Raw genomic sequence first — 26,382 nt, forward strand, 5'->3', positions numbered from 1 at the left:
AATCAAGGTTTTTCCGGAAATTCTACGTATCAGGCAGCCCCCACTTAGATTGATTCTGCTCTTCCGTAGCGGTTACGGCGAGGAAGGATTTTCAATACTTTTCTATTTCTCGACGAAACACTGCCTTATTATAGGCAGCCACCACATCCTTTTCATTTACTGTGCCGATTACCTTCCGGGGATGGTCGTCTGCCACCACGGGGAGTTGAGCAATCTGCCGGCTGCCCATTTTCTCTAAGGCCACTTGGAGGTTATCCGAAGGCCGGATGGTAATGACGTCGGGGGTAGCCACGTCTTTCGCAATAATTAGACCTTGCAGGCTTTCTTCCTGGAGCAGCGGGCGGATATCGCGGAAGGAGATAATCCCCGTCAATTCCCCGTTTTCATTGATTACATGCAGATAGGAAACATCGCGGGCTTTGAGATTATTAAGGATATCTCTCAGTGGCATGCTTTCCGGAATGCTTACTACCTGCTTTCTCATGACGTCTCGTACCTGGATGGTTTGCAGGATACCCTGTTCCCAGCCGCGCGAAATGTCAATCCCCCGGCGCAATAGCTTGATGGTATAGATAGAACCGCGCTTCAGGGAAGTAGTAATAATAGTACTGAGAATACAGGAAATCATCAAGGGCAGGATGATTTTATAAGTGGCAGTGAGCTCGAAGATAATCAGTATGGCGGTAATAGGGGCGTGGGTAGTTCCGGCCACCACGGCACCCATGCCCACCAGGGCGTAGGCACCGGAACTGGCGGTAAGTGCCGGGAAAAGCTCATGCAGGCCCCAGCCGAGAAAGCCGCCGGTCATGGCTCCGATAAACAAGGAAGGCGCAAATATCCCTCCCGAGCCGCCGCTGCCAATAGTAATTGAGGTGGCCAGGATTTTGATAAAGACCAAAGTAAGGAGCAACAGGGCGGGCAACTGATTTTTGAGTGACAGGTTGATCGACCCGTAGCCTACCCCGAATACATGGGGCCATTTTACGAGCAGGCAGCCAAGCAGGAGACCACCCAAGGCCGGCTTGAGATACTCCGGAATCTTTAATTCCTCAAAAAGATCTTCACACTTATACAGGAGGATAATAAATAACAGGGCAATCAGGCCAGCCACGATGCCTAACAAAGTATAGAACAGGAATTCCCACAGGGAGATCAACTTGTAAGCAGGGATGATAAAGGCTGGAAAATCGCCCAGATAGTAGCGGGAGATGGCGGTGGCGGTTACCGAGGAAAGAACCACCGGGGAAAAGGTGGCCAAGCCAAAATCCCCCAAGAGGACCTCTACGGCAAACAGGACGCCGGCAATCGGCGCATTGAAGGTGGCCGCAATCCCGGCCGCGGCGCCACAGCCCACCAGGGTCCGTTGTCGCAGGTGGGGGACCTTCAGTATCTGGGCCAGAGTGGAGCCAATGGCGGAGCCGATCTGGACAATAGGACCTTCCCGACCCACAGAACCACCAGAACCGATGCAAATCCCGGAGGCCAGGATTTTGACCAGAGAAACCCGCGGTCGGATGACACCCCCTCTGAGTGCCACCGCTTCCATGACTTCCGGCACCCCGTGGCCTTTGGCTTCACGAGCCCCAAAGTAAACAATGGGACCTACCAGGAGACCGCCCAGGGCGGGAAGGCCGATTTTGAGATAAACCGGCAGGCGGTGAGCAAAGGTCAAGATGTCCTGCGTGTTCTGATAAAAGCAGTATTGCGCCACTTTAATGGCCAAGCGAAACAGGAGTGCCCCGTAACCGGCGAAAATTCCAATGAGAATAGCCAGAAGCGAGAGATAAACATGGGGGTGGGGACGCCATCGGCTCAGAGCTTGGGTAATTTTCTGATAGGCTGCGGTCGCCATTATTTAGTAGAGATTAGCCCCTAGGCTGACTGTTACCAGCTGATTTTTTTCCACCCAGAACGCCGGACTATGGAGAACCTTAGGAAAAGCCAGGGTTGGCTATGAATATAGCACCTCCTGGCCTGGTTCAAAACCCTGGTCGGTTATTCTTCTTATCAATTCTGGCTCCCAGGGGCTTTCGGGGTCATGGGCGGGATAGGGCTCAATTCCCATAAGCAGCTATTAAATCAGATCTCAATCTTACGGTAATAATAGCTGATAATATCCCGTTTGGATAACATGGTAATAATATGATCGGGATTTTCTTCTTTAACTACTGGAAGTTCATCCACGTTCAGCTCAGTCAATTTCATCATGGCCTGGTTCAGAGTCTCATTCCAGAAGACCCGGATCACATTGGGATTGGCTACGTCTTTGGCGACGATCAGATTGGAAACGGACTCCTCAAACAGGATTTCCCGAATATCGTTGATCGACAGAATGCCAGTCATCTTCTTCTGATCATCCACCACAGGAAAATAATGATCAGGAGAGATGGTTACTATTCGGACCAGTTGCTCGAATGGCATGGACTCGGGAATCAGTTCCACCGGACGATGATTGATAGCCTGATAGACATACAGGCGATCCAGCAGGCCGGAGGCGAAACGCCGAAAATGGGTTGGGGAAGACAAGCGGGTAGGGAGTTGTTTTTCATAAAGATTGGTGTGCCACAGGCAAAGAAAAGTGATAGTGGAGACCAGCATTAAGGGCACTAACAGGGTGTAACTACTGGTCATCTCAGACAACATGATGATAGCCGAAATGGGAACCTTGGCCACTCCAGCATAAAATCCGCCCATGCCGATCAGCAGATAAGAGGCTGGATGGATTACCCATTGCGGAGCCAATTGGTGACCCAATGTCCCAAAAGCCCCGCCCAACATCGCCCCCATGAACAAAGAAGGCCCAAAGACGCCGCCGCTGCCGCCGGAGCTGAGGGTGAAAGAGGTAACGATAATTTTCAGGATGGCCAGAATAAGCATGGTATGCCAGAGAAAATGGCCCTCCAAAGCCCACTGAATCCAGCCATAGCCGCCGGCCATAATCTGTGGAAAGAAGAAGGCCACGCAACCCACCAGAAAACCTCCTAACGCGGGCTTGAGAAGGTCGGGAATGGGAAGTTTGGCAAAAAAGTAATCCCGCATCCCATAAAAAAACCGGACGTAAAAAAAACCGATTAGGGCACAAACCAACCCAAATATGGTGCAGGGTACCAACTCGATCGGTAAAGAGATCTCCGCAGATTGGGGAAAAACTACCGGCCCATGGATATAGAAGCTGGTAAAAATGCAATAAGCAATGATGGAAGAGGTAAGGCAGGGCAGAATGGCCTCAAACTCGAATTCGGTCTCGGCATAGAGGACTTCCGCCGCAAATAGCGCCGCGCCCAGGGGGGCCCGAAAAATTGCTCCCAGTCCGCCGGCCGCGCCCGCCAACATCAAGATTCGTCGTTCCCGGGGTCTTAGTTTAAAAACCGTGGCGATAAAGTAGCCAAACCCAGAACCGATTTGGGAAATAGGGCCTTCCTTGCCAGCGGAACCACCGCTACCGATGGTTATGGCGGATGAGAGAATTTTTATAAACGGTACCCGGGTGCGGGTTACTCCGCCTCGATAATGGTAGGCTTCCAGCATGGCATCGGTGCCGTCACCTTTGGTTTCGGGAGCAATCAGAAAAACCAGCAGACCCGAAATCAGTCCCCCCAGCGTTGGAACCACTAAGAATAGCCAATGCCCCCAAGGGAGAGATGAACTACCTGGGGGTAGTCCGAAGGGCAATGGTGTCGGTTCAATGTAGTTGGTGGGCAGTTCGATGGAATAATGCAGAATCAGATGCAACAGCCAATCAAAGACAATGGCCCCCACGCCGGCCACCACCCCGATGGCGGCACTGAACAGCGGCCAACGTAACCGGCGTTGCCATTCAGGGATTTTCTGGATTTTCCTCCAAAACGCTTTAAATTTTCCCAAATTAGCCTTTGCTCCGTTATTCCAGCCATCTACCGCTCACCTTCAAATCTTATCGGAATTTTCCGAAAAGAACAAGTAATTAGGGGGAGGTCTCGCCTAGGCGAAAGGAGACTAGTCACGATTAGTAGCTTTGTGGTCAGAGGAACCCAGGTAGCGGTCCGGGCTTAATCGAGAGCGAAAGTATATTTTTGTTCAGCTTTAGGCACGTACCACTTGATGAAATTGTAATCAATCCCGGCCGGCGCCGGTTTAATCCCCCGGAAGCGGCGGTGTACCACTGGCAAGGCGTCGGGTACGAACAGGAAAGTATAAGGCTGGTCCCGGGCCAGTATTTCCTGGAATTCAAAGTAATATTGCCGCCGTTGCTGGCGGTTGAAGGTATGACGGCCTTTCTCCAGCAGAACGTCAACCTGGGGGTTCTGATAATGGATAAAATTCAACTCCCCGGGTCGGATTTTAGAAGAATGCCAGATATCAAAAACATCCGGATCCTGGCCGGTGGTCCAGCCCAGCAGCACGGCCTCGAAGCGGCGCTTGTTGATAAATTCCTTAAGAAAAGCCGCCCACTCCACGGTACGGATGTTAACCCGGATACCGATTTCTTTCAGTCGCCGCTGAATGATCTCGGCGGTGTGGGCCCGGATAGTGTTACCCTGGTTGGTAAGAATGGTGAACTCAAAAGGTTGCCCGTCTTTTTCCAGCCATCCCTGAACGTTGGGCTGCCAGCCCGCCGCCGCCAGCAGGGCCTTGGCCTTCTCGGGATCGTAAGGAAATTTGGGCACGTCGGGATTATAAAACCAGGTGCCGGGTTTGTAGGGGCCGGTGGCCACCTGACCCAGCCCCATCAGCACGCCATCGATAATTTCTTGTTTATTGATGGCGTGGGTTAAGGCCTGCCGCACCCGCCGATCAGCAAAACGGGGGTCAGTGAGGTTGTAACCCAAATAGGTATAAGAAAAGGATAAGTATCGATATTTGTTGTACATTTCTTTAAAACGGCGATATTCGGTCTGGCGGCTGTACTGTAGCGGGGTCAGGCCCATGCGGTCGATATTACCGGCTTTTAGTTGCAGAAACATGGCAGCCGGATCCGGGATGATCATATAAATATAGCCATTCAGATAGGGGCGTCCTTCAAAATAGCGGGGATTATGAGCGAGGATAATCCGATCGCCGGTTCGCCATTTCTTGAAAATATACGGCCCGGTGCCGATCGGGTGGCGGCTCAGGGGTGATTGGGTGATGTCTTTACCTTCCAGGAGATGCCGGGGTAAGATGGCCAATCCCCAACTGCTCAGGGCCGGGGCAAAGGGCCGGGGATAAGTTACCCGGAAAGTGAGGTCATCCAGAACCTCAGCCCTTTTGACCTGTTTATAATCCCCAGAGTAGGCCGTGGGAGTCTGGGGATCGACCATTACCCGGTAGGTGAATAACACGTCGGACGCGGTAAATGGATGCCCGTCGTGCCATTTCACCCCGGGGCGCAACTTAAAAGTGATGGTCAGGCCGTCCGGGGAAATCTCCCAGCTTTCGGCGAGATCCCCGACCAGATTCAACTCGCCGTCATATTTTACCAGGCCATTATAGACCAGACCACAAATGCCGTGGGAAGCCGAATCAGACGCCAAGGGCGGGATGAGATTGCTGGCGTCGCCGATGGAGCCATCGATAAGTATGTCACCGTAGGCCGGGCCGGTATCTGGTCCGCCATAACGCTGGGGTTCCTCACCCGGCGGTTGGCAGGCCACCAAAAGCAGTCCCAAGAAAAATATTATCCCTAAGCTGTTGATTTTTAAGAACTGGATAATCCTCCCCTTGCATTGCATGCCCATTCATGTACCATATACTGGTTTAGAAGACAAGGGCGAGGCGGGCCGGCGGATTAAATTTCCCTTGCCAATTCCGGATAGTTTGGATAAATTTAACCTGTCGGGACGTGGCTCAGCCTGGTAGAGCACAGCGTTCGGGACGCTGGGGTCGCTGGTTCAAATCCAGTCGTCCCGACCATTTCTCATAATTCAGCAGTTCCTGCCTGTTCTATCTTTAACACTATCGACCACAATTTCTGGACTTGGAAAACGACTATCTCGGGGCACGGGGTTTGCGCCCATAAAACAGGTAGGCCACGCCCCCGGTCAGGGGTTGGCTTTGGACCTGTTCAAAATCGGCCCGCTGAAGCTCGCGACCGAATTCCGAAGCGGTCGGAAAAGCACCTATCGATTCCACCAGGTAACGGTAGGCAAACCCCAAGGGTGACAGCAGGCGGCCCAACAGGGGTAAAATGTGGTGCAAATACCAACGATAGAGAACCAGGAAATAACCGGTTTGGGGCGGCACGAACTCCAGGATGGCAATTTGACCCCCTGGTTGCAAAATACGCTTGATCTCGGTCAAAGCGGCAGCGCGGTCCAAGAGGTTGCGGATGCCGAAGGCCATAGTCACCGCGTTAAACTGTTCGTCCCGGAAGGGCAGGGCGTAAGCGTCGGCGGCAATCAGGGCGATAGAGACCGGGCTAGGGGAAGCGGCTAATTTGGCCTGGCCCTGGCGCAGCATTGCCAGGCTGAAATCTAGCGCCACGATCTTACCTAGCGGGAAATTGCGGCTCAGTTCCAGGGCAACGTCCAGGGTCCCGGCCGCCAGATCCAGCACCCACGGAGATGGCGGTAGATTCAGACCCCGGACCAGGGCCCGCCGCCACCCGACATCCCGGCGCAGACTGAGGATCCGGTTGAGCCGATCATACCAGGGGACGATCCCGGAAAACATCCGTTCAATGTGCTTCCCCCAATCGCTCCTCGGTTCTGACATCACTATCCCCCTGAACAGGACCAGCCTTATTGTGGCCTGTGGACCGACGTCTGTCAACCACGTTACCCAACCATTACCTTGTTCAACTTTGAAGAGACAAAATCCGCTGGGAGTGCAAATTTATGATTGTAAAATATGCATTAATTTTGTTTAATGGAAAAAATATTATTAAATCATCATTGACAGGCTAAGAGCAATACGGTTACACTACCAAAAAGAAAGGAGGCGAGACATGCGTAAAATTCTGGCTTTATTGATGGCAGCGCTATATCTATCCGTTTTACCCTTAACTATCGGATGCCAGCAGAAGCCGGCCGAGAAACCCAAGGCTGAGAAGCCGGCCGCGGAACCCAAGGCTGAAAAGCCGGCCGCGGTAGAACCGGCCAAACCGACCGCTCCGGAACCGGCTCAGCCGGCAGAGGAGAAGCCGGCCGAGGAACAGCCCAAAACCGAAAAGTAAAATTAGGGAAAATCTTCAAGGCGTAGTGTTGCTCAAGGGGCCCGGTCCGGGCAGTGGTTCCGGAGACGGGCCTCAATTCTTTTCCGTTCCTCTCTACCATCCCTCGATTTCGCCGGGCTGACCAGGATATTAAAGCTTTTTTCGGTTGACGTGGAGGGTTATTTGCTGCTAATTAATGAAAAAAAGAACAAGGAAAGGAGAATTCCCCCATGACTGCCAAGCTGATAAAAGGTGCTGAGGTGGCAGCACAGATCCGCGAGGAATTAAAAAAAGAAGTAGAAGAGTTGAAATCCAAACATAATGTCACCCCGGGTCTGGTGACCATTCTGGTCGGGGAGGACCCGGCCTCGGTCAGTTATGTTACCGCCAAACAGAAAACCTCCCATGAACTGGGCTTTTACTCTATCCAGGACAATCAGCCCCCTGATATTACCGAAGAACAACTACTGGCCCTGATCGACAAATATAACAAGGATCCGAAGATTCACGGGATTTTAGTTCAGCTGCCCTTACCCAAACATATCGACTCCAATAAGGTGCTCTATGCAATCGACCCCGACAAAGACGTCGATGCCTTCCATCCGGTCAATGTGGGGCGTTTGTGCATCGGTACCGGCATCTTTCTGCCCTGCACCCCGGCAGGCTGCAAAGAGCTGATCAATCGGGGTTACGGCGATCCTAAAGGCAAAGAACTGGTAGTGGTCGGCCGCTCCAATATCGTCGGCAAACCCATGGTTAACATCATGTTGCAGAAAGCCCCCGGGGCTAATGCCACTGTAACCGTAGTACATACCGGCACGCCCCCAGAGAAAATCATCGAGCACTGCCGCCGGGCCGATATCCTGGTGGTGGCCGCCGGCGTCCCCAAGTATGTCAAAGGCGACTGGGTCAAGGAAGGAGCCTGTGTCATCGACGTCGGCGTCAACCGCATCGGCGTCACCGAATCCGGCAAGGCTAAACTCTGCGGCGATGTCGATTTTGACGAAGTCAAGGAAAAGGCTAGTTGTATCACCCCAGTGCCCGGTGGCGTCGGCCCCATGACCATCACCATGCTGATGAGCAACACTGTAATGGCGGCCAAACATGCGGCGGGGATAGTTTAAGGTTTAACCAGAGCAAAGACTATTCACGGGGGCAAGCCAGCAGTTGCTTGCCCCCGTTTTGGTTAGAGGTTAGCTGCCTAAATCAGCCAAGGATTTTCCGAGGTGTTGATTTTTGACCCCCCCAACAGCCAGCGCAACTTTAAGGCTTAACCTCCAGGCTTTAATCGGGCCCCAACAGAGCCGGAGCCGGACGATGGAGCGGGGCCAGGCCGGTCCTGCGGCCTAGGGCGGTGATCCAATGGATCCCCGGCGTCGCCCCGGCCGGCACCGTTATCATATTAATGAACTTGCCGACATCGGTAGTGGCCGCCAAGACCAGAGCGGTGGTGCTGAGCTAGATATCAACCACCTCGTTATTACCAAAGGCGGTGCCGGTCACCTGCACTGCCGACTAGGGCGGCCCCACGGCGGGGGAGCGCGTTAAAGTCGGGGCTGCCGCCGCTGCCAGCAGCAGGACCAGCAAAATTACCAGTTAAATGCCCAACAATCCCCAAAATGTTAACCGTTGTATCTGCCTGTCCTGCTCTTTAGGGAATAAGCCCCGCGTACCTCCTTTAAAGCCTCGATCAGGGCCTCTACCGGGCTGGCGCGGCGCTGCCGGGCCATCAGGTGGACAATGACCTCGGTATCCATGGTGGATTGAAAAATAGAGCCTTGCTGCTCTAGACGTTGGCGCAGTTCCTGGGCGTTGACCAGGTTGCCGTTATGCCCGATAGCCATGGTCTGACCGGCATGATGGACCACGAAGGGTTGGGCGTTGACCACAAGCGATGACCCCGTGGTGGAATAGCGGACATGGCCGATAGCCAGGTGTCCCTTCAGTACCTCAAGGGCCCGGGGGTGGAAAACTTCCGAGACCAGTCCCATGCCTTTATGCTGCCGCACCTGCTGTCCATCCGCAGTAACAATGCCGCAGGATTCCTGACCGCGATGCTGCAGGGCATACAGGCCAAAATAGGTCAATCGGGCCGCATCGGCATGGCCGTAGAGGCCGAAGACGCCGCAGTACTCCCGAGGGCGGTGGTTGGCCCGGTTTATGAGATTTAAGCTAAGGGCGCGTTTGGGCATGTTAACCAGAGTATGAAGCCCTCAAAAGTTAGATGAGGTTATTAGCTACCTGCCGTGATTCTCACTAAAACTGCCAGAGCTTCCGAGTAATGCAAAAATAACTGACTGGAAAATATGAAAGGTTGACAAGATGGCAGCGTGACCAATTATAATCGAAATATAAATGGTTTTCCCAGGCAAGTCAATGATCATTGAACTGATTATTAGGCGTTATACGCTGGTCGGCCTGCCTTATTTGCGGTTTTGCTGTATGCCTGTATCAATTTATCCATTGAAATTGTGAGTCGGCAGCATTATAATGCAAAGGTGGGTTTCAGGTGGTAAATCAATAATACTTCAGTGAGATCGGCGACCCCAGTTCTCCACGGTGGGGAATCGGCAGGGGTGGAAAAGGAGGTGGTGCCTCAACCAGCGAGATCAGAATTACGCAGTTATAAGAGCAAGGAACAAGAGATGATCGGTTAAAACCACCATAAAGGAGACAAGCGACATGATGAGAAAAGTGATCTTAGGCCTCATCCTGGCTGTGGTAGCTGTAATGCTTATCGCCTCTGGCGCTATGGCGGCCAAATTACTCTGCATCTCGAAGGAGACACACCAAGGCGATCAGACGGTGGCCTCCTGTCTGGCTAAAGGGGATGAATTCGCCATTGTTGATGACCATGGCATCGTGCACGTTTTAACCCCCCGGGAGGTGGAACTAACCAAAGCCTTTAATCCCCAGGTTTTTGAGCAGCGGGCCTTCAGCATCCGATATCGCGAACTGGCCCCGGAGCTGAAAATCTTTGGGAAAACCATCCGTCCCGCCCACGAGAAAAAATAAAACCAATTTTCCTCTGGGGGAGGGTAAAGGCTTCTTAACCCTCCTCTCATTTGAGACTTGCCCGCCAGTATTAAGAGCTTTGACCAATTGTACTCCTGACCGGCCTGGCTCAGGCCGGATTGGAACGTGTCAGCAGCCCGGCTCGCCGTGATGACCGCAACAGTTCCGGCGGTTTTTGATTTTCAGCCAGTTATTGCGCCACAGCAGGCGCAATTTCATGGACCAGGGAAGCGGCCCCCGGAGATTGGTGAAAAACGCACCGGGACTAGGCCGATATTTGTTGCCGGCGCACATTTAAAATACCCGATCCAAGTCTAGAGTTGATAGTAGGGCCAGAAACTATCTGCGCCGCAAAGCAGCATGATATTCCTGCAAGCTTTTGACTGCCATCTGACCGTTCTTCAAAGTCCGGATGGCCTCCAGGGTCGCTTTGGCGGCCGCCATTGTGGTGGTATAAGGGATATTATACTCCAGGGCCGCCCGGCGGATGGAATAGGAATCACTGGTGGTATAACGGCCTCGGGGGGTATTGATCACCAGCGCGATCTGCTGGCTCTTGATCAGATCGATAATATTCGGCCGTCCTTCCCGGATCTTGTTGACCGGGGTGACTGGCAGCCCCTGGTCCTCTAAATAATGGGCGGTCCCCCTGGTTGCGATTAATTTAAAGCCCAGTTTTTGAAAACCGTGGGCCAAGGCCGGAAGCCGGGGTTTATCCCGGTCTTTGACGCTGAGCAACAGCCCCCCGGACAGGGGGAGATGTTGTCCGGCCGCCAGTTGCGATTTGGCAAAGCTAATCGCAAAACTCGCGTCTAATCCCATCACTTCACCGGTGGAGCGCATTTCCGGACCCAAGACCGGGTCGACCTCTGGAAAGCGGCCAAAGGGGAATACCGCCTCTTTGACCGCAAAATAGTGGGGCCGGACCTCTTCTTCCAAACCCAGGTCAGCCAGTTTCTGGCCCCACATCACCTTGGTGGCCAGCTGGGCCAGGGGCACGCCGGTAGCCTTACTGACAAAGGGCACAGTGCGGGAGGCCCGGGGATTGACTTCCAGGACGTAAACTTGCCGGTCCTTGACTGCAAACTGGATGTTGAGCAGCCCCACCACCCCCAATTCCTGGGCCAAAAGCCGGGTCTGGGCCTTGATTTCCTCCAGCCCCGCGGCCGCGATCGAATAAGGGGGCAAAACACAGGCAGAATCGCCGGAGTGGATTCCGGCTTCCTCAATATGTTCCATGATCCCGCCGATCACCGTGCGCTCGTTGTCGGCGATGGCATCCACGTCCACCTCAATAGCGTCTTCTAAGAATTTATCGATCAGGATAGGCTGGTCCGGGGAAACCTCCAAAGCCCAGTTCATGAAATTGACCAGGGTCTGATCATCAGCGACGATCTGCATGGCCCGGCCGCCCAGCACGTACGAGGGGCGGACCACCACCGGGTAGCCGATCCTCTGGGCAATGCGCCGGGCCTGGGCGGTGCTGGTGGCGGTATCATTGGCCGGCTGCTTCAGCCCCAACTGGGCTAACAATGCCTTAAAGCGCTCCCGGTTCTCGGCCCGGTCAATGGCATCGGGGCTGGTCCCCAGAATCGGCGCGCCGGCTTGGGCCAGGGGCACGGCCAGATTCAGAGGGGTCTGGCCGCCGAATTGCACGATCAGCCCCGTGGGCTGCTCGGCATCGATAATATTCAACACATCTTCCCGGGTCAGAGGCTCGAAGTAAAGTTTATCCGAGGTGTCATAATCGGTGCTGACCGTCTCCGGGTTGGAGTTCACCATGATCGACTCAATGCCCATCTCCTTCAAGGCAAACGCGGCCTGGCAGCAGCAATAGTCGAACTCTATCCCCTGGCCGATGCGGTTGGGGCCGCCGCCCAGGATCATTACCTTGGCGCGCTCCGTGCGGCGGCTTTCATCCTCGATTTCGTAAGTGGAATAATAGTACGGGGTATAAGCCTCGAATTCGGCGGCGCAGGTGTCGACCAGTTTATACACCGGCCGCAGATCGTAATCTCCCCGCAACTGCTGCATCTTCACCTCGTCCCCGCCCCAAAGGTGCGCCAGTTGGACATCAGAAAAGCCCCACCCTTTGGCTCGACCCAACATCACGCCGACCTGTTCCTGGCCCCGGCCCTGTTGACGTAAGATTCCGAAGTTAGCCAACTCTTCGGAGAAATAGACCAGGTCTCGGATCTGATATAAAAACCAGGGATCTATTTTGCTAAGCTCATAAATTTCCTCAACTTTAAGCCCTTGCTGAAAGGCCTGGCGCAGGTAAAACAGGCGCTGGGAGTTGGGAACCCGCACCTTCCGGCGTAATTCCTCCGGGGCTAACAGAGGCTGGTCGCGGCCATCTGCGCCCAGCCCGAAGCGGGAGATTTCCAAAGAGCGCAGGCCCTTCTGGAGTGCTTCCTTGAAGGTACGACCGATAGCCATGACTTCCCCCACCGACTTCATCGAAGTGGTGAGCATATCTTCGGCTCCTGGGAATTTCTCGAAGGTCCAGCGGGGGATTTTGACCACGCAATAATCGATGGTGGGTTCAAAAGAGGCGTAAGTTTCCCGGGTGATGTCATTGCGGATTTCGTCCAGAGTAAAGCCCACTGCCAGCTTGGCGGCAATCTTGGCAATGGGGAAGCCGGTAGCCTTGGAGGCCAGGGCGGATGAGCGGGATACCCGGGGATTCATTTCGATCACTACCATCTCCCCGGTCTGGGGATGGATGGCGAACTGGACGTTGGAGCCGCCGGTTTCGACCCCGATCTCCCGCATGATGGCGATGGAGGCGTCCCGCATCTGCTGGTATTCCCGATCGCTCAGGGTCTGGGCCGGGGCCACGGTAATGGAGTCGCCGGTGTGCACCCCCATGGGGTCGAGGTTCTCAATGGAGCAGATGATCACCACATTGTCGGCAAAATCCCGCATTACTTCCAGCTCAAACTCCTTCCAGCCCAAGGCCGATTCCTCCAGCATCACCTCCTGGATCATGCTGGCCTCCAGCCCCTGGCCGGCCAACAATTCTAGATCCTCCAGGTTGTAGGCGATCCCGCCGCCGGTGCCACCCAGGGTAAAGCTGGGGCGCACAATGATCGGGTAGCCCAATTCCGGGGCCGCAGCCAGGGCCTTGCTGAGAGTCCGCACAATGACGCTTTTTGGCACCCTGAGGCCGATCCGGGCCATGGCGTCCCGAAACAGTTCCCGGTCCTCGGCCTTCTTGATGACGTCTGGTTTGGCTCCGATCATCTCCACCCCATAGTGCTCCAGGAGGCCGGTCTCGGCCACGGCCACGGCGCAGTTCAGCCCGGTCTGGCCGCCCATAGTGGGGAGCAGGGCGTCAGGGCGTTCGCGTCGAATCACCTGGGACACCATGTCCGGGGTAATGGGCTCGATGTAGGTGCGGTCCGCCATCTCCGGGTCGGTCATGATGGTCGCCGGGTTGGAGTTGATCAGCACCACCTGATAGCCCTCTTCCTTCAGAGCCTTACAGGCCTGGGTGCCGGAATAGTCAAACTCACAGGCCTGACTGATGATGATCGGCCCGGAGCCGATGATTAGAATCTTTTTAATGTCCGTTCGCTTGGGCATAGACTGTTAATTTATGGATTGACATATTACACTTGACCTCAAGTGATGGAGATTAAACAGCGCTCCACCGAGATTCTTTAATCGTACCGTTTTAGAAGGTGGACAGTGTCCCCCTGACGGGCTAGGGACAGGGATTGACTTAAGTTTATCAACTGCTCGGCTCGCCAGGTCCAGGAGCGCTCCCGGCCGTGCGCCTCGGCCGCACGCACCATCTGCACAAACCGCTCCTCATCCGCGAAAATCCGTTTGATGGCCTGGGTTAAACTCTGGACGTCGTCGGGTTGAAAGAAAAAGGCATCCTCACCTTCGGACAGCAGCAGCTCAGTGGTAGGAAGCCGGGAGGCCAGCACCGGCAGGCCAAAGGACTGGTAATCACCAAGCTTGGCGGGCGAGGTTAAATTTCTAGTATAGAAGGTATCTTTGAGGGGCAGGACCCCGACACTGGCCTGGGTAGCGCAGATCCGGTATAGTTCCGCCGGAGGCAGTGAACCCATGAATCTTACCCGCCCCGTTAATCCCAGGCTGTCAATTTCCTGGCTCACCGTGGCATTGGCCGTCCGGCTGCTGCCGCCGATAATCAACAGAGTGATGCCCGGATCAACCCCGGTTAAGGCTTGCAAGAGGGTCTTGATTCCCTTGCCCATCGAAAAGGTCCCGATATAAACTAGGGTGCGCTTCTTGAATTTCTCCGCCGCCGACAGGCTGGGCCGGGGGCGGGTCCCCAGAGGCAGCACCGTCTTAGGGAGGTTCGAAAAGACCTCCTGGTAAAGCTGGGCCTGAGGAGCCGTGATACAGACCAACATATCAAGATATTTGCAAAAAAGGCGTTCCAACAAGTAATTTTTCTTTTCTTCCAGGCTTAATCTTAAACCTGCGGCCCGGAGGCGGGGAAGATTGGCATAGGCATGGTGAACTTCCAAAAAAATCCGCGCCCGCCCCCAGAACTTCAGAAAAACCATGTAGGGCAGCATGCCGCTATCCCGGCTTAAAATATTCATTGGTTCTCGGGCAAAGCGCCGTGACCTGGATCTAATAAAAGGATAAAGAAAAATGGGTAAGCTGGAAGAAACTCTACCAAGACAGAATCTATCAATTACCCTGACGGTGAGGCGAGGATGGGGTTCCAGGCCATAGTGCTGGCGCATATCGGCCCGCCAGTCCTGGGTTTGCCCGGCAACCACGAACTCCACCCGCTCGCCGGCCTCGGCCAGACCATAAGCGCTTTGCAGGCTGATATTGACCATGGCCCGGTTAGTTAACCAGGGACGCTTATTAATGATCAGCCACATGGTCTGCCATAACCGTATAAATAATCTGGGTAAGAATAGCTCACCTTCGACCCCCTGAGTAACCCAGGCCAGGAGGTTATATTATTTTAAGATCTTAATAAATTCATCAAAAAGATATCCAGCGTCATGTGGACCGGGGCTGGCTTCGGGGTGGTATTGGACCGAAAAGGCCTGAAGGCGGCGGTGACGCAGCCCTTCCAGGGTGCCGTCGTTGAGATTGATGTGGGTCAGCTCCACCTCCGGGTCGGGGATGGAATCACTGTCGACCGCAAAGCCGTGGTTCTGTGAAGTGATCTCCACCCGGCCGGTGAGCAGGTTTTTCACCGGCTGGTTGGCCCCGCGGTGGCCGAATTTGAGCTTGAAGGTGCGGCCGCCCAGGGCCAGGCCCAGGAGCTGGTGCCCCAGGCAGATACCGAACAAGGGCCTCACTCCCAGACATTGACGCGTGTTTTCAATAGCATAGGTGACTACCGCCGGATCGCCCGGACCGTTGCTGAGGACAATCCCGGCGGGCTCCAGGGCCAGAATTTCTGCTGCCGGGGTCATGGCCGGGACCACCAGAATTTCCATACCCCGTTCAGCCAGGCGGCGCAAGATATTAAATTTGACGCCGAAATCATAGGCGATGATCTTGGGGTGGCGACGCTGCGCCCAGAGGGTGGACAAATCCAAGGCAGGCGGTGGCGCGGCCTCCGGCCACCAATAGGGTGCAGCACAGGTGACATATCGGACCAGATCCAGGCCCTCCATCCGGGGCAGTTGTCGGGCTCGCCGGATCAGTGATTCCGGATCCAGGTCCTCGGTGGAAATTATGCCGCGCATGGCCCCGACTTCGCGTAGGTGCTTGGTCGCCGCCCGGGTATCGAGGCCTTCAATGCCCAGGACGCGATTTTGCTTCAGATAGGCGGCCAAATCGCCCTGGGACCGCCAATTGGAAGGGTAGGGGTGATACTCCTTGACGATGAAGCCCTCAACCTGAACCCGAGAGGACTCAATATCCTCAAGATTGACGCCGTAGTTGCCCATTAGGGGATAGGTCATGGTGACGATCTGTCCCTTGTAGGACGGATCGGTCAGAATCTCCTGATAGCCGGTCATGGAGGTGTTAAATACCACCTCACCGGTGGCTTCCCCAGGGCCAGTAAAGGAGCGGCCCGATAAGACCAGGCCATCTTCCAGGGCTAAATATGCTCTCATTTACTGGTTAACCGAAATTAATTATAGATATTATTCCGAGCATCTAAAAGGTTAACTTTTAGAGGAGGGGACCGGGGGACCGCTGGCTCCCCGCCCTTCCCTCAAGCTGTTTATTTTAACCCCAATTCATTCATTTTATGACCTGAGTAATAAATTAAATTACCTTTTATATCATTTATTTTTAGATTTCCAAACTTTTCCCTGCTGGAGTCTGTTACCGTGAACAGCGGCGGGCTGACAAAAATTTCCGTGGCATAAATTTTTGCTTGACATGGTGCTAAAATTTTGATTAATAAATTCGGTATAAATAGTCGAGGAAAAGAAGAGCATGGACGCTGATCGGGCCGGGAGAAACGTTAGCTGTTATTATTACTTTTGGCCCTGGACCTGCGCCTCGACTTTTAAAAGCAAATAGCCAATAAAAACAGTGACTTTTAAAAGCCGTGGCGCAGCACAGGCGACCACGGCTTTTTTATTATTCCAGGTCGTGATTAGCCTGGCTACCAGACCCCGGTTCGAGGAGGAGAGCAAATGATTGGCAAACAGATTCGCATGGAACGCATTATTAATCGGGAGACTGGGCGCACAGTGGTGGTTCCCATGGATCATGGGGTCACCGTGGGTCCCATCGAGGGTTTAATTGACATGAAGACCACCGTAGATCAGGTAGCCCTGGGCGGTGCCAATGCCATTGTCATCCACAAAGGCCTGGTCGGGACTGGCCATCGCCGCCGGGGCCGGGATGTGGGACTGATTATTCATTTATCGGCTTCCACCAGCCTGTCGCCTTTTCCGCATGCCAAGACTTTGGTCTGCAGTGTCGAGGAGGCCATCAAGTTGGGGGCGGATGCGGTTTCCATCCACGTCAATATCGGGAACGGCATGGAACGGGATATGCTGACCGATCTGGGCCAGGTCGCGCAAGAGGCCCACGATTGGGGCATGCCGCTGTTGGCGATGATCTACCCCCGGGGAGAAAAAATCTCGGATGAGTACGAGCCCCGGGTCATCAAACACGCTGCCCGTTTAGGCGCGGAATTAGGGGCGGATTTAGTCAAGGTATCCTATACCGGGTCGGTGGAGAGCTTCCGGGAAGTGGTGGCTGGCTGTCCGGTGCCGGTGGTGATTGCCGGCGGTCCCAAGATGACCTCGGACCGAGACATCCTGGAAATGGTCAAAGGCTCGATCGAAGCCGGCGGTGCTGGGGTGTCCATTGGCCGCAATGTCTTCCAACACCGGGAGCCGAGTCGGATGGTGGGGGCCATCAGTCTGCTGGTGCATGAAAACAGCACGGTGGAGGAGGCCCTGTCCTTTCTGCAAACCTAATGATCAGGGAGCAAAGATGAAACAGGCATGGGTAAAGGTTGATCCCTGGGATAAAAAGCGGGTTACCACTGCCCTGGAAGGTGGGGCCGACGCGGTGCTGGTGCCGGGCGGCTACGCCGATGAGGTCCGGGCTTTGGGGCGCCTCCAGGTAGTTGCTCCGGATGGCGATCTGATCCCAGGACAGGACGTCCATACTATTACGCTGACTAGCATGGAAGACGAAGCGGAGGTCATTCGACTTTCTCAGAGCGGCCCGGTAATCGTGCAATGTTCTGATTGGACGATCATTCCTTTGGAAAATCTGGTAGCCCGCTCCGCTAATCTCTTTGTCGAGGTCACCAATGCTGAAGATGCCCGCACCTTTTTGGGAATTTTGGAGCGAGGCGTGGATGGGGTGGTGATTACCACCCCCGAGATGTCGGAAGTGAAGAAGATTTTACGGGTGGTTAAGGAGATTTCCCCGCCAGTTGAATTAACCGTAGCCCAAATCACCCAGATCAAGCCGCTGGGGATGGGCGATCGGGTCTGTGTGGATACCTGCACCAACATGGGCAAAGGGGAGGGTATGCTGATCGGCAACTCTTCCGCGGCCCTATTTCTGGTCCACGCCGAGTCCCTGGAAAACCCCTATGTGGCGCCTCGGCCTTTCAGGGTTAATGCTGGTCCGGTTCACGCCTATATCCGGGTTCCGGAGGGCAAAACCCGCTATCTGGGGGAACTGGCCGCCGGAGATGAAGTGTTGATCGTCAACCATACCGGCCGCACTTTACCAGCGGTGGTGGGCCGGATAAAATTGGAAAAACGGCCGTTGATGCTGGTTGCTGCCAGTTGCGGCGGACAGGAGTTCAGCACCGTGGTCCAGAATGCCGAGACCATTCGACTCACTCAACCGGGGGGCGAGGCAATTTCCGTAGTGCATCTTAAGCCCGGAGATGAAGTGCTGGTGGCCTTGGAAGAGGCTGGCCGCCACTTCGGCTATAAAGTTAGTGAGACCATAATTGAGAAATAGACTATGACCGACAAGCAAACCCTACGGCAGCAGATTGACGCCTTAGATGAACAATTGGTTTCTCTGCTCAATCAACGCCAGGCCTTAGCTCGGACCATCGGCGAGATCAAAAACCAGCAGAGCCTGGAGACCCTGGATCCGGAGCGGGAACAACAGGTCCTGTCCCATTTGCAGCAATGCAATACCGGGCCACTCAGCCAAGAGGCCTTGAATAACATTTTCCGGGAGATCATCTCTGCGGCCCGGCAGATTCAGATGCCCTTGAAGGTGGCTTTTTTGGGACCCGAAGCGACCTTTACCCATCTGGCGGCGATTAAAAAATTTGGCCGCAGCAGCCATTTCGGACCATTGCCGACTATCCAGGAGGTATTTTTCGAGGTGGAAAAAGGTAAGTACCATCTAGGGGTAGTTCCTATTGAAAATTCTACCGAGGGGGTAGTCAACGATACCCTGGACCTGTTCGTGGAGACGTCGCTCAAGGTCTGTGGGGAGGTCTATTTGGAGATTTCGCATGATCTGATCTCCCGCACCGGTCAGCGCCAGGACATTGAAATAATCTATACCCACCCGCAGGCCTATGCCCAGTGCCGACAATGGCTCCGGACCCACCTCCCGGAAATTCCGGTCATGGATGTGCGCTCCACCGGCGTGGCCGCACAGAAGGCCGCCCAGAACCCTAATTCGGCGGCCATTGCCAGTTCTTTTGCGGCCTCTCTCTACAATCTTCGGGTGGTCGAACCCCGCATTGAGAATCATCGGGGTAATGCCACCCATTTCTTTATTATCGGGCCGCAGAGCCAGGCTCCTACCGGGGCCGACAAAACCTCAATAATCTTTGGGGTCGATGACGTGCCCGGGGCCTTGTATAGTATGTTGCGACCGCTGGCCGAACGCCGCATCAACATGACCCGCATTGTTTCCCGACCCATTAAGACGGTGGCCTGGCGCTACCTCTTTTTCGTTGACCTGGACGGCCATCGGGATGAAGAGCCGGTTAAGGGGTGCCTGGCAGAAATGGAGCGACTGAGTGTGTTCTTTAAGGTTATGGGCTCATTCCCGCGCTCGGAAGTGGTTGAGAAGATCAGTTGAGTAGGCTAAAAATCTGCGTGCCGGTCATTGAGCGGAGTAACCAGGCCGCGGCCCAAGCCCTGAAACAGATTGCCGCGCGGGGCTATGTGGCTGAACTGCGGGTAGATTATTTGGCGCAGCCCGATTTGCCTTGGTTATTAGAGGCCCGTCCGGGCCCGGTGATCGTCACTAACCGGCTGCCGCAGGAGGGCGGCCAATGGCAGGGGTCCGAAACGGACCGGCAACGCCTGCTGGAGGAGGCCCTGGAACTGGGAGTGGAATACCTGGATGTCGAACTACAGGCCGAAACCCAATGGCGGGATGACCTGCTGGCCCGGCGGGGTTCCACCCGGATTATCCTGTCATGGCATGACTTCCAGGGGACGCCGGAAACCACCAGGTTAGAGGATATCCTGGCGGAGCAGATGCAGCAAAACGCTGACCTGGTTAAGCTGGTCACTCTGGCCCGGAAATCCGAGGATAACCTGCGGGTGCTGTCCCTGATACCTCAGGCCCATGGAGCGGGCCAGGAGATCATCGCCTTCTGCATGGGCCCTTTAGGAAAGTTTTCCAGGGTCATTGCCCCTTTGCTGGGCAGCTATCTGACCTTTGCCACCCTGGCAGCGGGCCGGGAATCGGCTCCCGGACAATTGACCGTCTCAGAGGTGGAAGCCATCTGGGGGATCTTGGCATGATTGATGGCAACACGAAAGTTTTTGGCATATTGGGCCAGCCCGTCGGTCACTCCTTAAGTCCGGCCATGCACAATGCCGCATTTCAGACCCGCGGAGTTAATGCCGTCTATGTGGCCTTTCCGGTGCAGAATCTGGAGCAGGCGGTCCTAGGGCTTAGAGGCCTCGATATCGGCGGGGTCAGCGTTACCATCCCCTTCAAAGAAGCGATCATACCGCTGTTGGACGACATTGACGCCAAGGCCGCGGCCATGGGCGCAGTGAATACGGTGATCAATCAGCAGGGGCGGCTTCAAGGTTGCAATACCGATTACCTGGGGGCGATCGCCGCCCTGAAAGATCGGACTGAAATCAAGGGGCAGCATTTCCTGCTGCTGGGAGCCGGAGGTGCCGCCCGGGCCATAGCCTTCGGGATCATCGAAGCCGGAGGACAGGTCACGATCACCGATATCGACTGGGACCGGGCCCAGACCCTGGCCCGGGAACTACAGGTGGAATCTATTGCCTTACATGATCTGGCCCACTGCCCGGCAGCGATGTTAATAAACGCTACCCCGGTGGGTATGGCCCCCGCTACGGAAGAGATACCCATTGCTCCAGAATTATTAGGGCGCTTTTCCCTGGTCATGGATATCGTTTACCGGCCCCTTAAGACCCGGCTTTTGCAGGAGACCGAGGCCCGCGGCGGCCAGACCATCGACGGCCTCCAGATGCTAATCTATCAGGGGGTTGTCCAGTTTGAACTGTTTACCGGTCGATCCGCGCCGGTGGAGGTCATGCGGCAGGCCGCCTTGGCGGCCCTGTCCGTTAAATCTTAACGAACAATCTTAACGAATCTTGGCGGCCCTGTACCTCGATGGTCGATTTTTTACCATCGAGATCCCAAGACCCAGAAAAAGCACTGAGTGAGAATTGTATCTACCTATGGCTATGGAGACTAAACCGATTGACCGAGTCGAGGCAACCATTACTTTGCCCGGTTCGAAAAGTTTTACGCACCGGGCCTTAATTGCTGCCAGCCTGGCGGATGGGGCCAGTACCTTGTACAATCCCTTACAGGCCGAAGATACCTTGCTGACTGCTCAGGCTCTGAAGCAATTGGGGGCGCAGATCGACTGGCAGGGTCATCAATGTCGGGTGCTGGGCACCGCCGCGGTTCTAAAGGTGCCTGATAATCCTATTTATTTAGGTGATTCAGGTACTTCCATGCGTCTTTTGACCGCATTGGTGGCATTAGGACAGGGCCGCTACCGCCTGTTGGGATCAGAGCGACTTAACCAGCGGCCTATCCAGGATCTGTTGGACGCGCTCACCCCCTTAGGGGTCGAAGCGTTCTGCGAAGCGGGCAACGGCTGTCCGCCGGTGGCCGTCAACGCCCGTGGTCTGGCCGGGGGACCGACCCGGGTGGCCGGCCAGGTCAGCAGCCAGTTTCTTTCGGCCATTTTGCTGATCTCCCCTTTTGCCCATAAAGATGTGGAAGTGGAAGTGATCGGCGAACTGGTATCCCGGCCTTATGTGGATATTACCCTGGAGGTGATGTCGGCCTTTGGCATTGCTTACTTCCGCAAAAACTACCAGTTTTTCAGTATTCCGGCTGGCCAGCGTTACCAGGCCCGCACTTATGAAATTGAAGGCGATGCCTCCAGTGCCTCTTATTTTCTGGGCGCCGCGGCGATCACCGAAGGTCGGGTAAAAATCACCAATCTTAAGGCCCCTTCCTGCCAGGGGGATGCCCGGTTTATCCAAATTTTGGAACAAATGGGTTGCCAAATTGAACAAACCCCCAACGGCCTGGTTCTGCAAGGTCGGCCGCTTAAGGGGATAACGGTAAACATGGCCGACATGCCCGATTTAGTGCCTACCCTGGCGGTAGTGGCGGCTTTTGCCCAGGGGGAGACGACTATCACCGGGGTGGCGCACCTGCGGCATAAGGAATCCAACCGTCTTCAGGCCGTTACCACTGAATTGACCAAGATCGGCATTGCCGCCCGGGAAACTCCGGAAGGTCTGGCCATCCAGGGGGGGCATCCTCACGGTGCCGCCATTGAAACCTATAATGATCACCGTATCGCCATGAGCTTTGCCCTGGCAGGCCTGAGAGTCCGGGGGATCATCATTACCAACGAAGGATGCGTGGCCAAATCGTTCCCGGAATTCTGGGAGTATTTTGACAGATTGACGGCTACAAATTAAATCAAGGTTCCTGGCAAGTTCTTAATCTTGGGTTGCTGTTTAACGCCTGATCTTAGAAAATCCTATAAGCCGCGGGGTGATTCCCACTTCCAATTAGGATTGAATGTTCTGAAGACTCTATCACCGCGGGTGCTCCCGGTCTCAATTTGGAAGCCACATCCCATAAAAACTCTAATGTTCCCCGGGCCATCCTGATTCTTACCGGCCTCAATCTGCTGGATTATCTCGACCGCTATGTCATCGCCGCTCTGGCCAGTCCAATCAAGCTGGAGTTGGGGCTGTCAGATCGTGCCTTTGGGTTGTTGGGCACCGCTTTTTTTCTGGTTTATCTAATTTCCTCGCCGGTGTTCGGGTATCTGGGGGATCGTTGGGGGCGGATTCGCTTGATGGCCACCGGCGCCGGCCTTTGGAGTCTGGCCACCAGCCTGGCGGCTTGGATCAGTACCTATACCGGCCTGCTGGTTGCCCGGGGATTGGTGGGGCTGGGAGAAGCCTCGTTCGGCACCCTGGCTCCGGCTTATCTGGCTGATATTCTTCCTATATCGCGGCGGGCCCGCTATCTCGGCCTGTTCTACGCCACCATCCCGGTGGGTGCGGCGCTGGCCTATTATTTCGGTGGTCTGGTGGGTCACCGTTGGGGCTGGCGCTGGGCTTTTTTGCTTGCCGGGTTGCCGGGACTGGGGCTGGCCCTGTTGATTTTTACTCTTCCTCAACAATCAGCTCCCACCGGTCCGGATTTCGAGCACTACCCTAAAGGCGGCTTCCGGCAGCCTTTGGCAATGGCCCTGGAACTATGGCGCATTCCTACCTTTCGTCGAGTCACCCTGGGTTACGGGCTGCTCACTTTTGCCCTGGGCGGCCTGGCTTTTTGGATGCCTCGTTTTCTGGAGATGCACAAGGGGCTGAGTTTCAAAGAAGCCAATCTGTTGATGGCCTTGGCTACCACTATTGCGGGCGGGCTGGGGACGCTGGCCGGGGGTCTGGGAGGAGATTGGCTGTTCTCTATCAGCCGCCGGGCACACCTCTGGGTCGGGGGCCTGGGAGTGCTGGCTGCTTTGCCCTTCGGGGCGCTGGCCATTTTTTCCACCCAACCCCTGTTTTATGGATTAGGACTGTTTGCCGCCTGTTTTTTACTTTTTCTCAATCCCGGGGTGCTGACCACAGTGATCGTCAGCGTTGCCGGGGTCAGCCGCCGGGCCACCGCCTTGGCTTTAAATATCATTATTATCCACCTGGTGGGAGATGTACCATCGCCGTTTCTAATCGGCTGGCTCTCCGACCTGGCCGGTTTACAATATGGCGTATCATTAGCCCTGCTAGCTCTGGCCGGTAGCGCCGGCCTTTTGCTTTCCGGTATCGCAGTGGTGGCGCCAGACCTGGCCCGGGCCGGAGAATGAAAATGAATAGTCAATCGGTAAAGGGAGCCTGGTGGCGTTCTCGATACCTGATGGTCGATTGTAAACGCGCCACCAATTCATAGGGAAGGGAAACCATTTGAGGGGCTTCGTACTCTTCGCTCAGGATGGCATTGATTACCATCAATCTGCGGCTTGACGGGATATGGTGTAAAATTCTTTCCAACTCTTTAATCTCGAGCATGTTTTTATCTCCACCAGGAGGGTTAATGTCGACAGACTAGCTCCAGCATGACCTTTTCGGCAAATTGTTCGACAATCACTTGTACTTCAGAGGATAAATCTTCTCTCCGCCCATATATCGAACCCAGCAGTCGAACAATATCTGCCAAGGTATAGACACCCGTACAACACTCCCAAACCAGCAATGCGGCCGGGTTAAGCAGATGCACTTCCTCCGTCCGGGGATTATAAAGGACGGCACCCTGTTCCATCTGATGCAGACAGATATCCGCTTTCTTTAACGGCACCTGGTTTGAATTCATAATCTGCTACCTGGATTGAATCGATGTAAATTGAGAACCTTGAATGATAATTGTGCAATCTTTGTACCAATCTATATGATCATATGGTAAACTCTCCGCCGGTGGTCTATTTTGGCAATGAGTCTCAGAGAAATTTTTAGTCCAGGTTAAAACTTTGTACCCGGCAGGCCTCTTAGCCACACGCCAAGTTATCCTATCCTTTAATTTTGACTGCCTCTCTTGACAGCCTTTCTGGTTAAAGATATATTAAAAACATAAAGACGCGGGGTGGAGCAGTCAGGTAGCTCGTCGGGCTCATAACCCGAAGGTCAGAGGTTCAAATCCTCTCCCCGCTACCAAGGCTATACCAGGACTTAGTTTTTTACTAAGTCCTTTTTAATTTTATCCCCCTTCATACCTCCTGGCTCATCAGCAAAATACCAATTATAGTAGTTCTCAAAAATCTCTTCTTATAAGATCCCTTCTCCCCTTGCGGGGAAAAGGTTGGGATGAGGGATGAATAAGAAATTATTTTCGAGAATGTCTATAAAAGCAGAAGGAGCGCATGGTGCAACATTTTTACAAGGCTGACCCGGCTTACGGGCAGGGTGTGGCCCAGGGCTTGGGACTGCCCTTGCCGTAGCTGGGTAGCGGTTGTTAACCACGGCTTTTTCTTCGAGCCGGGCGGTGACCGATACCGCCCCGCTCCCTTTGGTATTGGCGGCCCGCCTCCGGCCCTAACCTGGCGGTGCCAATCAAAGCCGCCTAAGCCCCTTGACCACGCCTAACATGGGCAGTGGCAAAACAGGGTTAGGGGATTAAGCGAAGTAAAAAAGTCTGGATAATTCGATAGATGTCTAAAAAGTGATCACTCTCTACAATATCTGGACAGGTTAAAAAAGATTGATTAAGGTTTATCTGTAGTATCGGATAACCACCAAAGGAACCTTTCGGGGTTAGCCTATCCATCCCCATCCCATTTCCCTTACCGCTAAGGAATAATAGCCACATCCTCATAGTCAAAGTTAAATTGCTAACCCGGAGCCGGAAGCACCAGCGGTCTAAAACGGTTATTGACTCTGACTTAAAATTTGGCACAAGCATTGCGACAATTAACGCTTACGAGATTCCAAATTATAAAAGTAATTACTGTTATGGTGGGATGCCAGGTTTACCGCTCCTCACTGGGGCAATGCGGTAGACAGGATAATCGGGTCAGGGATAGTTCAGGTTATTAGACATCTTGTTTAGATTTTGAAACAAAAATTAACAACTATATCGATCCATTAAGTTTAAAAAATATTATGTAAAGATTTTTGAAAATAATTGCTCAAGTTTATAACTTTATTATAAAGTATTAATAGTAAGGGCCATACAATTTCAATTTCAATAAACTCAGCACCGAATACCGAATATTCAGAATGGCTCAATTTTCAAGTTTTTAATAATTGATACCGATTAGTAGGTTGAGCCCAAAAATTAAGGTTACCGCAGATACAAATTAGGTCCTGGTACCTATTGACAAAGGCTTGGCAATTCTTAATATAGGCATAAAAGTTGATAAGAGGCAGCTTGGGGCAAAAAAGGAGAATTTGAAAAATAATCTTGGGAAATTTAATTATATGACCTTAAAAGGCCGTATTGACGGAATTTTTGAGGCCGGAAAAACTTCTCTGGCCTGAGTGAATTTCATGGTCCGGTCAATTTCATGGTCCGGTCAAGGAGGTTGAACTGTATGATAAAAAAGCTATTGAAAGATAAACGGGGCGTCGCCGTGGTGGAAATGGCCATCGTCCTGCCCCTGTTGCTCTTATTTGTGGGCGGGGTGATCGATTTCGGCTTTGGCTTCTGGTACAAACAGACTTTAACCTGGGCCTCCCGGGTCGGGGCCCGCGAGGCTGCGGTGCAAGTCCTGGCCTGGGATGGCAATACTGCGGGTGCCATCAAGGCCAAGGTCGTTGAAGCCGTTAAAGACGGGTGTGGGAAGGATATTAGTGCCGATAATGTGACCATTG

23 protein-coding genes and 2 tRNA genes are annotated in these 26,382 nt (G+C 54.0%); 15 read left to right on the forward strand and 10 right to left on the reverse strand.

Annotated features, from left to right (window positions below):
* Positions 1–91 precede the first annotated feature (91 nt).
* The 3 genes from JRG72_08355 to JRG72_08365 form a co-directional block, all read right to left on the reverse strand.
* Positions 92–1,852 (reverse strand): chloride channel protein, encoded by a 1,761-nt coding sequence (locus JRG72_08355; protein MBW2135228.1) that lies wholly within the window; start codon positions 1,850–1,852, stop codon positions 92–94.
* 227 nt (positions 1,853–2,079) lie between these two features.
* Positions 2,080–3,864 carry a chloride channel protein gene (locus JRG72_08360; protein ID MBW2135229.1) on the reverse strand — a complete coding sequence of 595 codons (1,785 nt, stop codon included), beginning with the start codon at positions 3,862–3,864 and terminating at the stop codon, positions 2,080–2,082.
* Positions 3,865–4,028: 164 nt separating this feature from the next.
* Positions 4,029–5,690: a peptide-binding protein gene (locus tag JRG72_08365; protein ID MBW2135230.1), complete on the reverse strand. Its 1,662-nt coding sequence runs from the start codon at positions 5,688–5,690 to the stop codon at positions 4,029–4,031.
* A gap of 104 nt (positions 5,691–5,794) precedes the next feature.
* On the opposite strand from JRG72_08365, the gene JRG72_08370 reads away from it, so the two are divergent.
* A tRNA-Pro gene (locus JRG72_08370) sits at positions 5,795–5,871 on the forward strand.
* Positions 5,872–5,946: 75 nt separating this feature from the next.
* Here JRG72_08370 and JRG72_08375 read toward each other — a convergent pair.
* A complete protein-coding gene (locus JRG72_08375; protein ID MBW2135231.1) occupies positions 5,947–6,672 on the reverse strand; it encodes a ubiquinone/menaquinone biosynthesis methyltransferase in 726 nt (241 codons plus the stop codon).
* Between the two features lie 232 nt (positions 6,673–6,904).
* On the opposite strand from JRG72_08375, the gene JRG72_08380 reads away from it, so the two are divergent.
* From JRG72_08380 to JRG72_08390, 3 genes are all read left to right on the forward strand, one after another.
* Positions 6,905–7,132: a hypothetical protein gene (locus JRG72_08380; protein MBW2135232.1), complete on the forward strand. Its 228-nt coding sequence runs from the start codon at positions 6,905–6,907 to the stop codon at positions 7,130–7,132.
* A 209-nt stretch (positions 7,133–7,341) separates the two neighbouring features.
* Positions 7,342–8,235: a bifunctional 5,10-methylene-tetrahydrofolate dehydrogenase/5,10-methylene-tetrahydrofolate cyclohydrolase gene (locus JRG72_08385; GenBank protein ID MBW2135233.1), complete on the forward strand. Its 894-nt coding sequence runs from the start codon at positions 7,342–7,344 to the stop codon at positions 8,233–8,235.
* A 238-nt stretch (positions 8,236–8,473) separates the two neighbouring features.
* On the forward strand, positions 8,474–8,659 hold the full coding sequence (locus tag JRG72_08390; protein MBW2135234.1) for a hypothetical protein: 186 nt from the start codon (positions 8,474–8,476) through the stop codon (positions 8,657–8,659).
* Positions 8,660–8,733: 74 nt separating this feature from the next.
* Here the strand turns inward: JRG72_08390 and JRG72_08395 are convergent, their stop codons facing one another.
* Complete coding sequence (locus JRG72_08395; protein MBW2135235.1) at positions 8,734–9,303, reverse strand: class II glutamine amidotransferase; 570 nt, start codon at positions 9,301–9,303, stop codon at positions 8,734–8,736.
* Positions 9,304–9,793: 490 nt separating this feature from the next.
* Here JRG72_08395 and JRG72_08400 point away from each other — a divergent pair, with 490 nt between their 5' ends.
* Entirely contained in the window at positions 9,794–10,126 is a 333-nt protein-coding gene (locus JRG72_08400; protein MBW2135236.1) for a succinylglutamate desuccinylase, read from the forward strand.
* Positions 10,127–10,465: 339 nt separating this feature from the next.
* Here JRG72_08400 and carB read toward each other — a convergent pair whose 3' ends face one another.
* From carB to carA, 3 genes are all read right to left on the reverse strand, one after another.
* Entirely contained in the window at positions 10,466–13,714 is a 3,249-nt protein-coding gene (carB, locus tag JRG72_08405) for a carbamoyl-phosphate synthase large subunit (GenBank protein MBW2135237.1), read from the reverse strand.
* 77 nt (positions 13,715–13,791) lie between these two features.
* Positions 13,792–15,003 carry a glycosyltransferase gene (locus JRG72_08410; protein ID MBW2135238.1) on the reverse strand — a complete coding sequence of 404 codons (1,212 nt, stop codon included), beginning with the start codon at positions 15,001–15,003 and terminating at the stop codon, positions 13,792–13,794.
* Between the two features lie 81 nt (positions 15,004–15,084).
* Positions 15,085–16,200, reverse strand: coding sequence for a glutamine-hydrolyzing carbamoyl-phosphate synthase small subunit (gene carA, locus JRG72_08415; protein ID MBW2135239.1), 1,116 nt, complete (start codon positions 16,198–16,200; stop codon positions 15,085–15,087).
* Positions 16,201–16,731: 531 nt separating this feature from the next.
* On the opposite strand from carA, the gene JRG72_08420 reads away from it, so the two are divergent.
* The 7 genes from JRG72_08420 to JRG72_08450 all read left to right on the forward strand — a co-directional run bounded on the left by JRG72_08420 (position 16,732) and on the right by JRG72_08450 (position 23,885).
* Positions 16,732–17,526, forward strand: coding sequence for a class I fructose-bisphosphate aldolase family protein (locus JRG72_08420; GenBank protein MBW2135240.1), 795 nt, complete (start codon positions 16,732–16,734; stop codon positions 17,524–17,526).
* A gap of 16 nt (positions 17,527–17,542) precedes the next feature.
* Complete coding sequence (locus JRG72_08425; GenBank protein MBW2135241.1) at positions 17,543–18,535, forward strand: 3-dehydroquinate synthase II; 993 nt, start codon at positions 17,543–17,545, stop codon at positions 18,533–18,535.
* A gap of 3 nt (positions 18,536–18,538) precedes the next feature.
* The gene (gene pheA / locus JRG72_08430; protein ID MBW2135242.1) at positions 18,539–19,624 is read left to right on the forward strand and encodes a prephenate dehydratase; all 1,086 of its coding nucleotides are present in this window, start codon (positions 18,539–18,541) and stop codon (positions 19,622–19,624) included.
* A complete protein-coding gene (gene aroD, locus JRG72_08435) occupies positions 19,621–20,298 on the forward strand; it encodes a type I 3-dehydroquinate dehydratase (protein MBW2135243.1) in 678 nt (225 codons plus the stop codon). The genes pheA and aroD overlap by 4 nt, the downstream gene beginning before the upstream one ends.
* Complete coding sequence (locus JRG72_08440; GenBank protein ID MBW2135244.1) at positions 20,295–21,113, forward strand: shikimate dehydrogenase; 819 nt, start codon at positions 20,295–20,297, stop codon at positions 21,111–21,113. The genes aroD and JRG72_08440 overlap by 4 nt, the downstream gene beginning before the upstream one ends.
* 106 nt (positions 21,114–21,219) lie before the next feature.
* The gene (gene aroA, locus JRG72_08445; GenBank protein MBW2135245.1) at positions 21,220–22,488 is read left to right on the forward strand and encodes a 3-phosphoshikimate 1-carboxyvinyltransferase; all 1,269 of its coding nucleotides are present in this window, start codon (positions 21,220–21,222) and stop codon (positions 22,486–22,488) included.
* 146 nt (positions 22,489–22,634) lie between these two features.
* A complete protein-coding gene (locus JRG72_08450; protein MBW2135246.1) occupies positions 22,635–23,885 on the forward strand; it encodes an MFS transporter in 1,251 nt (416 codons plus the stop codon).
* Between the two features lie 10 nt (positions 23,886–23,895).
* Here JRG72_08450 and JRG72_08455 read toward each other — a convergent pair whose 3' ends face one another.
* The gene (locus JRG72_08455; protein MBW2135247.1) at positions 23,896–24,087 is read right to left on the reverse strand and encodes a hypothetical protein; all 192 of its coding nucleotides are present in this window, start codon (positions 24,085–24,087) and stop codon (positions 23,896–23,898) included.
* 22 nt (positions 24,088–24,109) lie between these two features.
* Entirely contained in the window at positions 24,110–24,337 is a 228-nt protein-coding gene (locus JRG72_08460) for a PqqD family protein (GenBank protein ID MBW2135248.1), read from the reverse strand.
* A 312-nt stretch (positions 24,338–24,649) separates the two neighbouring features.
* On the opposite strand from JRG72_08460, the gene JRG72_08465 reads away from it, so the two are divergent.
* The 3 genes from JRG72_08465 to JRG72_08475 all read left to right on the forward strand — a co-directional run.
* A tRNA-Met gene (locus JRG72_08465) sits at positions 24,650–24,726 on the forward strand.
* A 206-nt stretch (positions 24,727–24,932) separates the two neighbouring features.
* On the forward strand, positions 24,933–25,010 hold the full coding sequence (locus tag JRG72_08470; protein ID MBW2135249.1) for a hypothetical protein: 78 nt from the start codon (positions 24,933–24,935) through the stop codon (positions 25,008–25,010).
* Between the two features lie 1,092 nt (positions 25,011–26,102).
* Positions 26,103–26,382 (forward strand): pilus assembly protein (locus JRG72_08475; GenBank protein ID MBW2135250.1); only part of this gene is annotated, 280 nt, incomplete at its 3' end.

The sequence above is a fragment of the Deltaproteobacteria bacterium genome, assembly GCA_019309545.1.
Taxonomy (GTDB): Bacteria; Desulfobacterota; Desulfobaccia; order Desulfobaccales; family Desulfobaccaceae; genus Desulfobacca_B.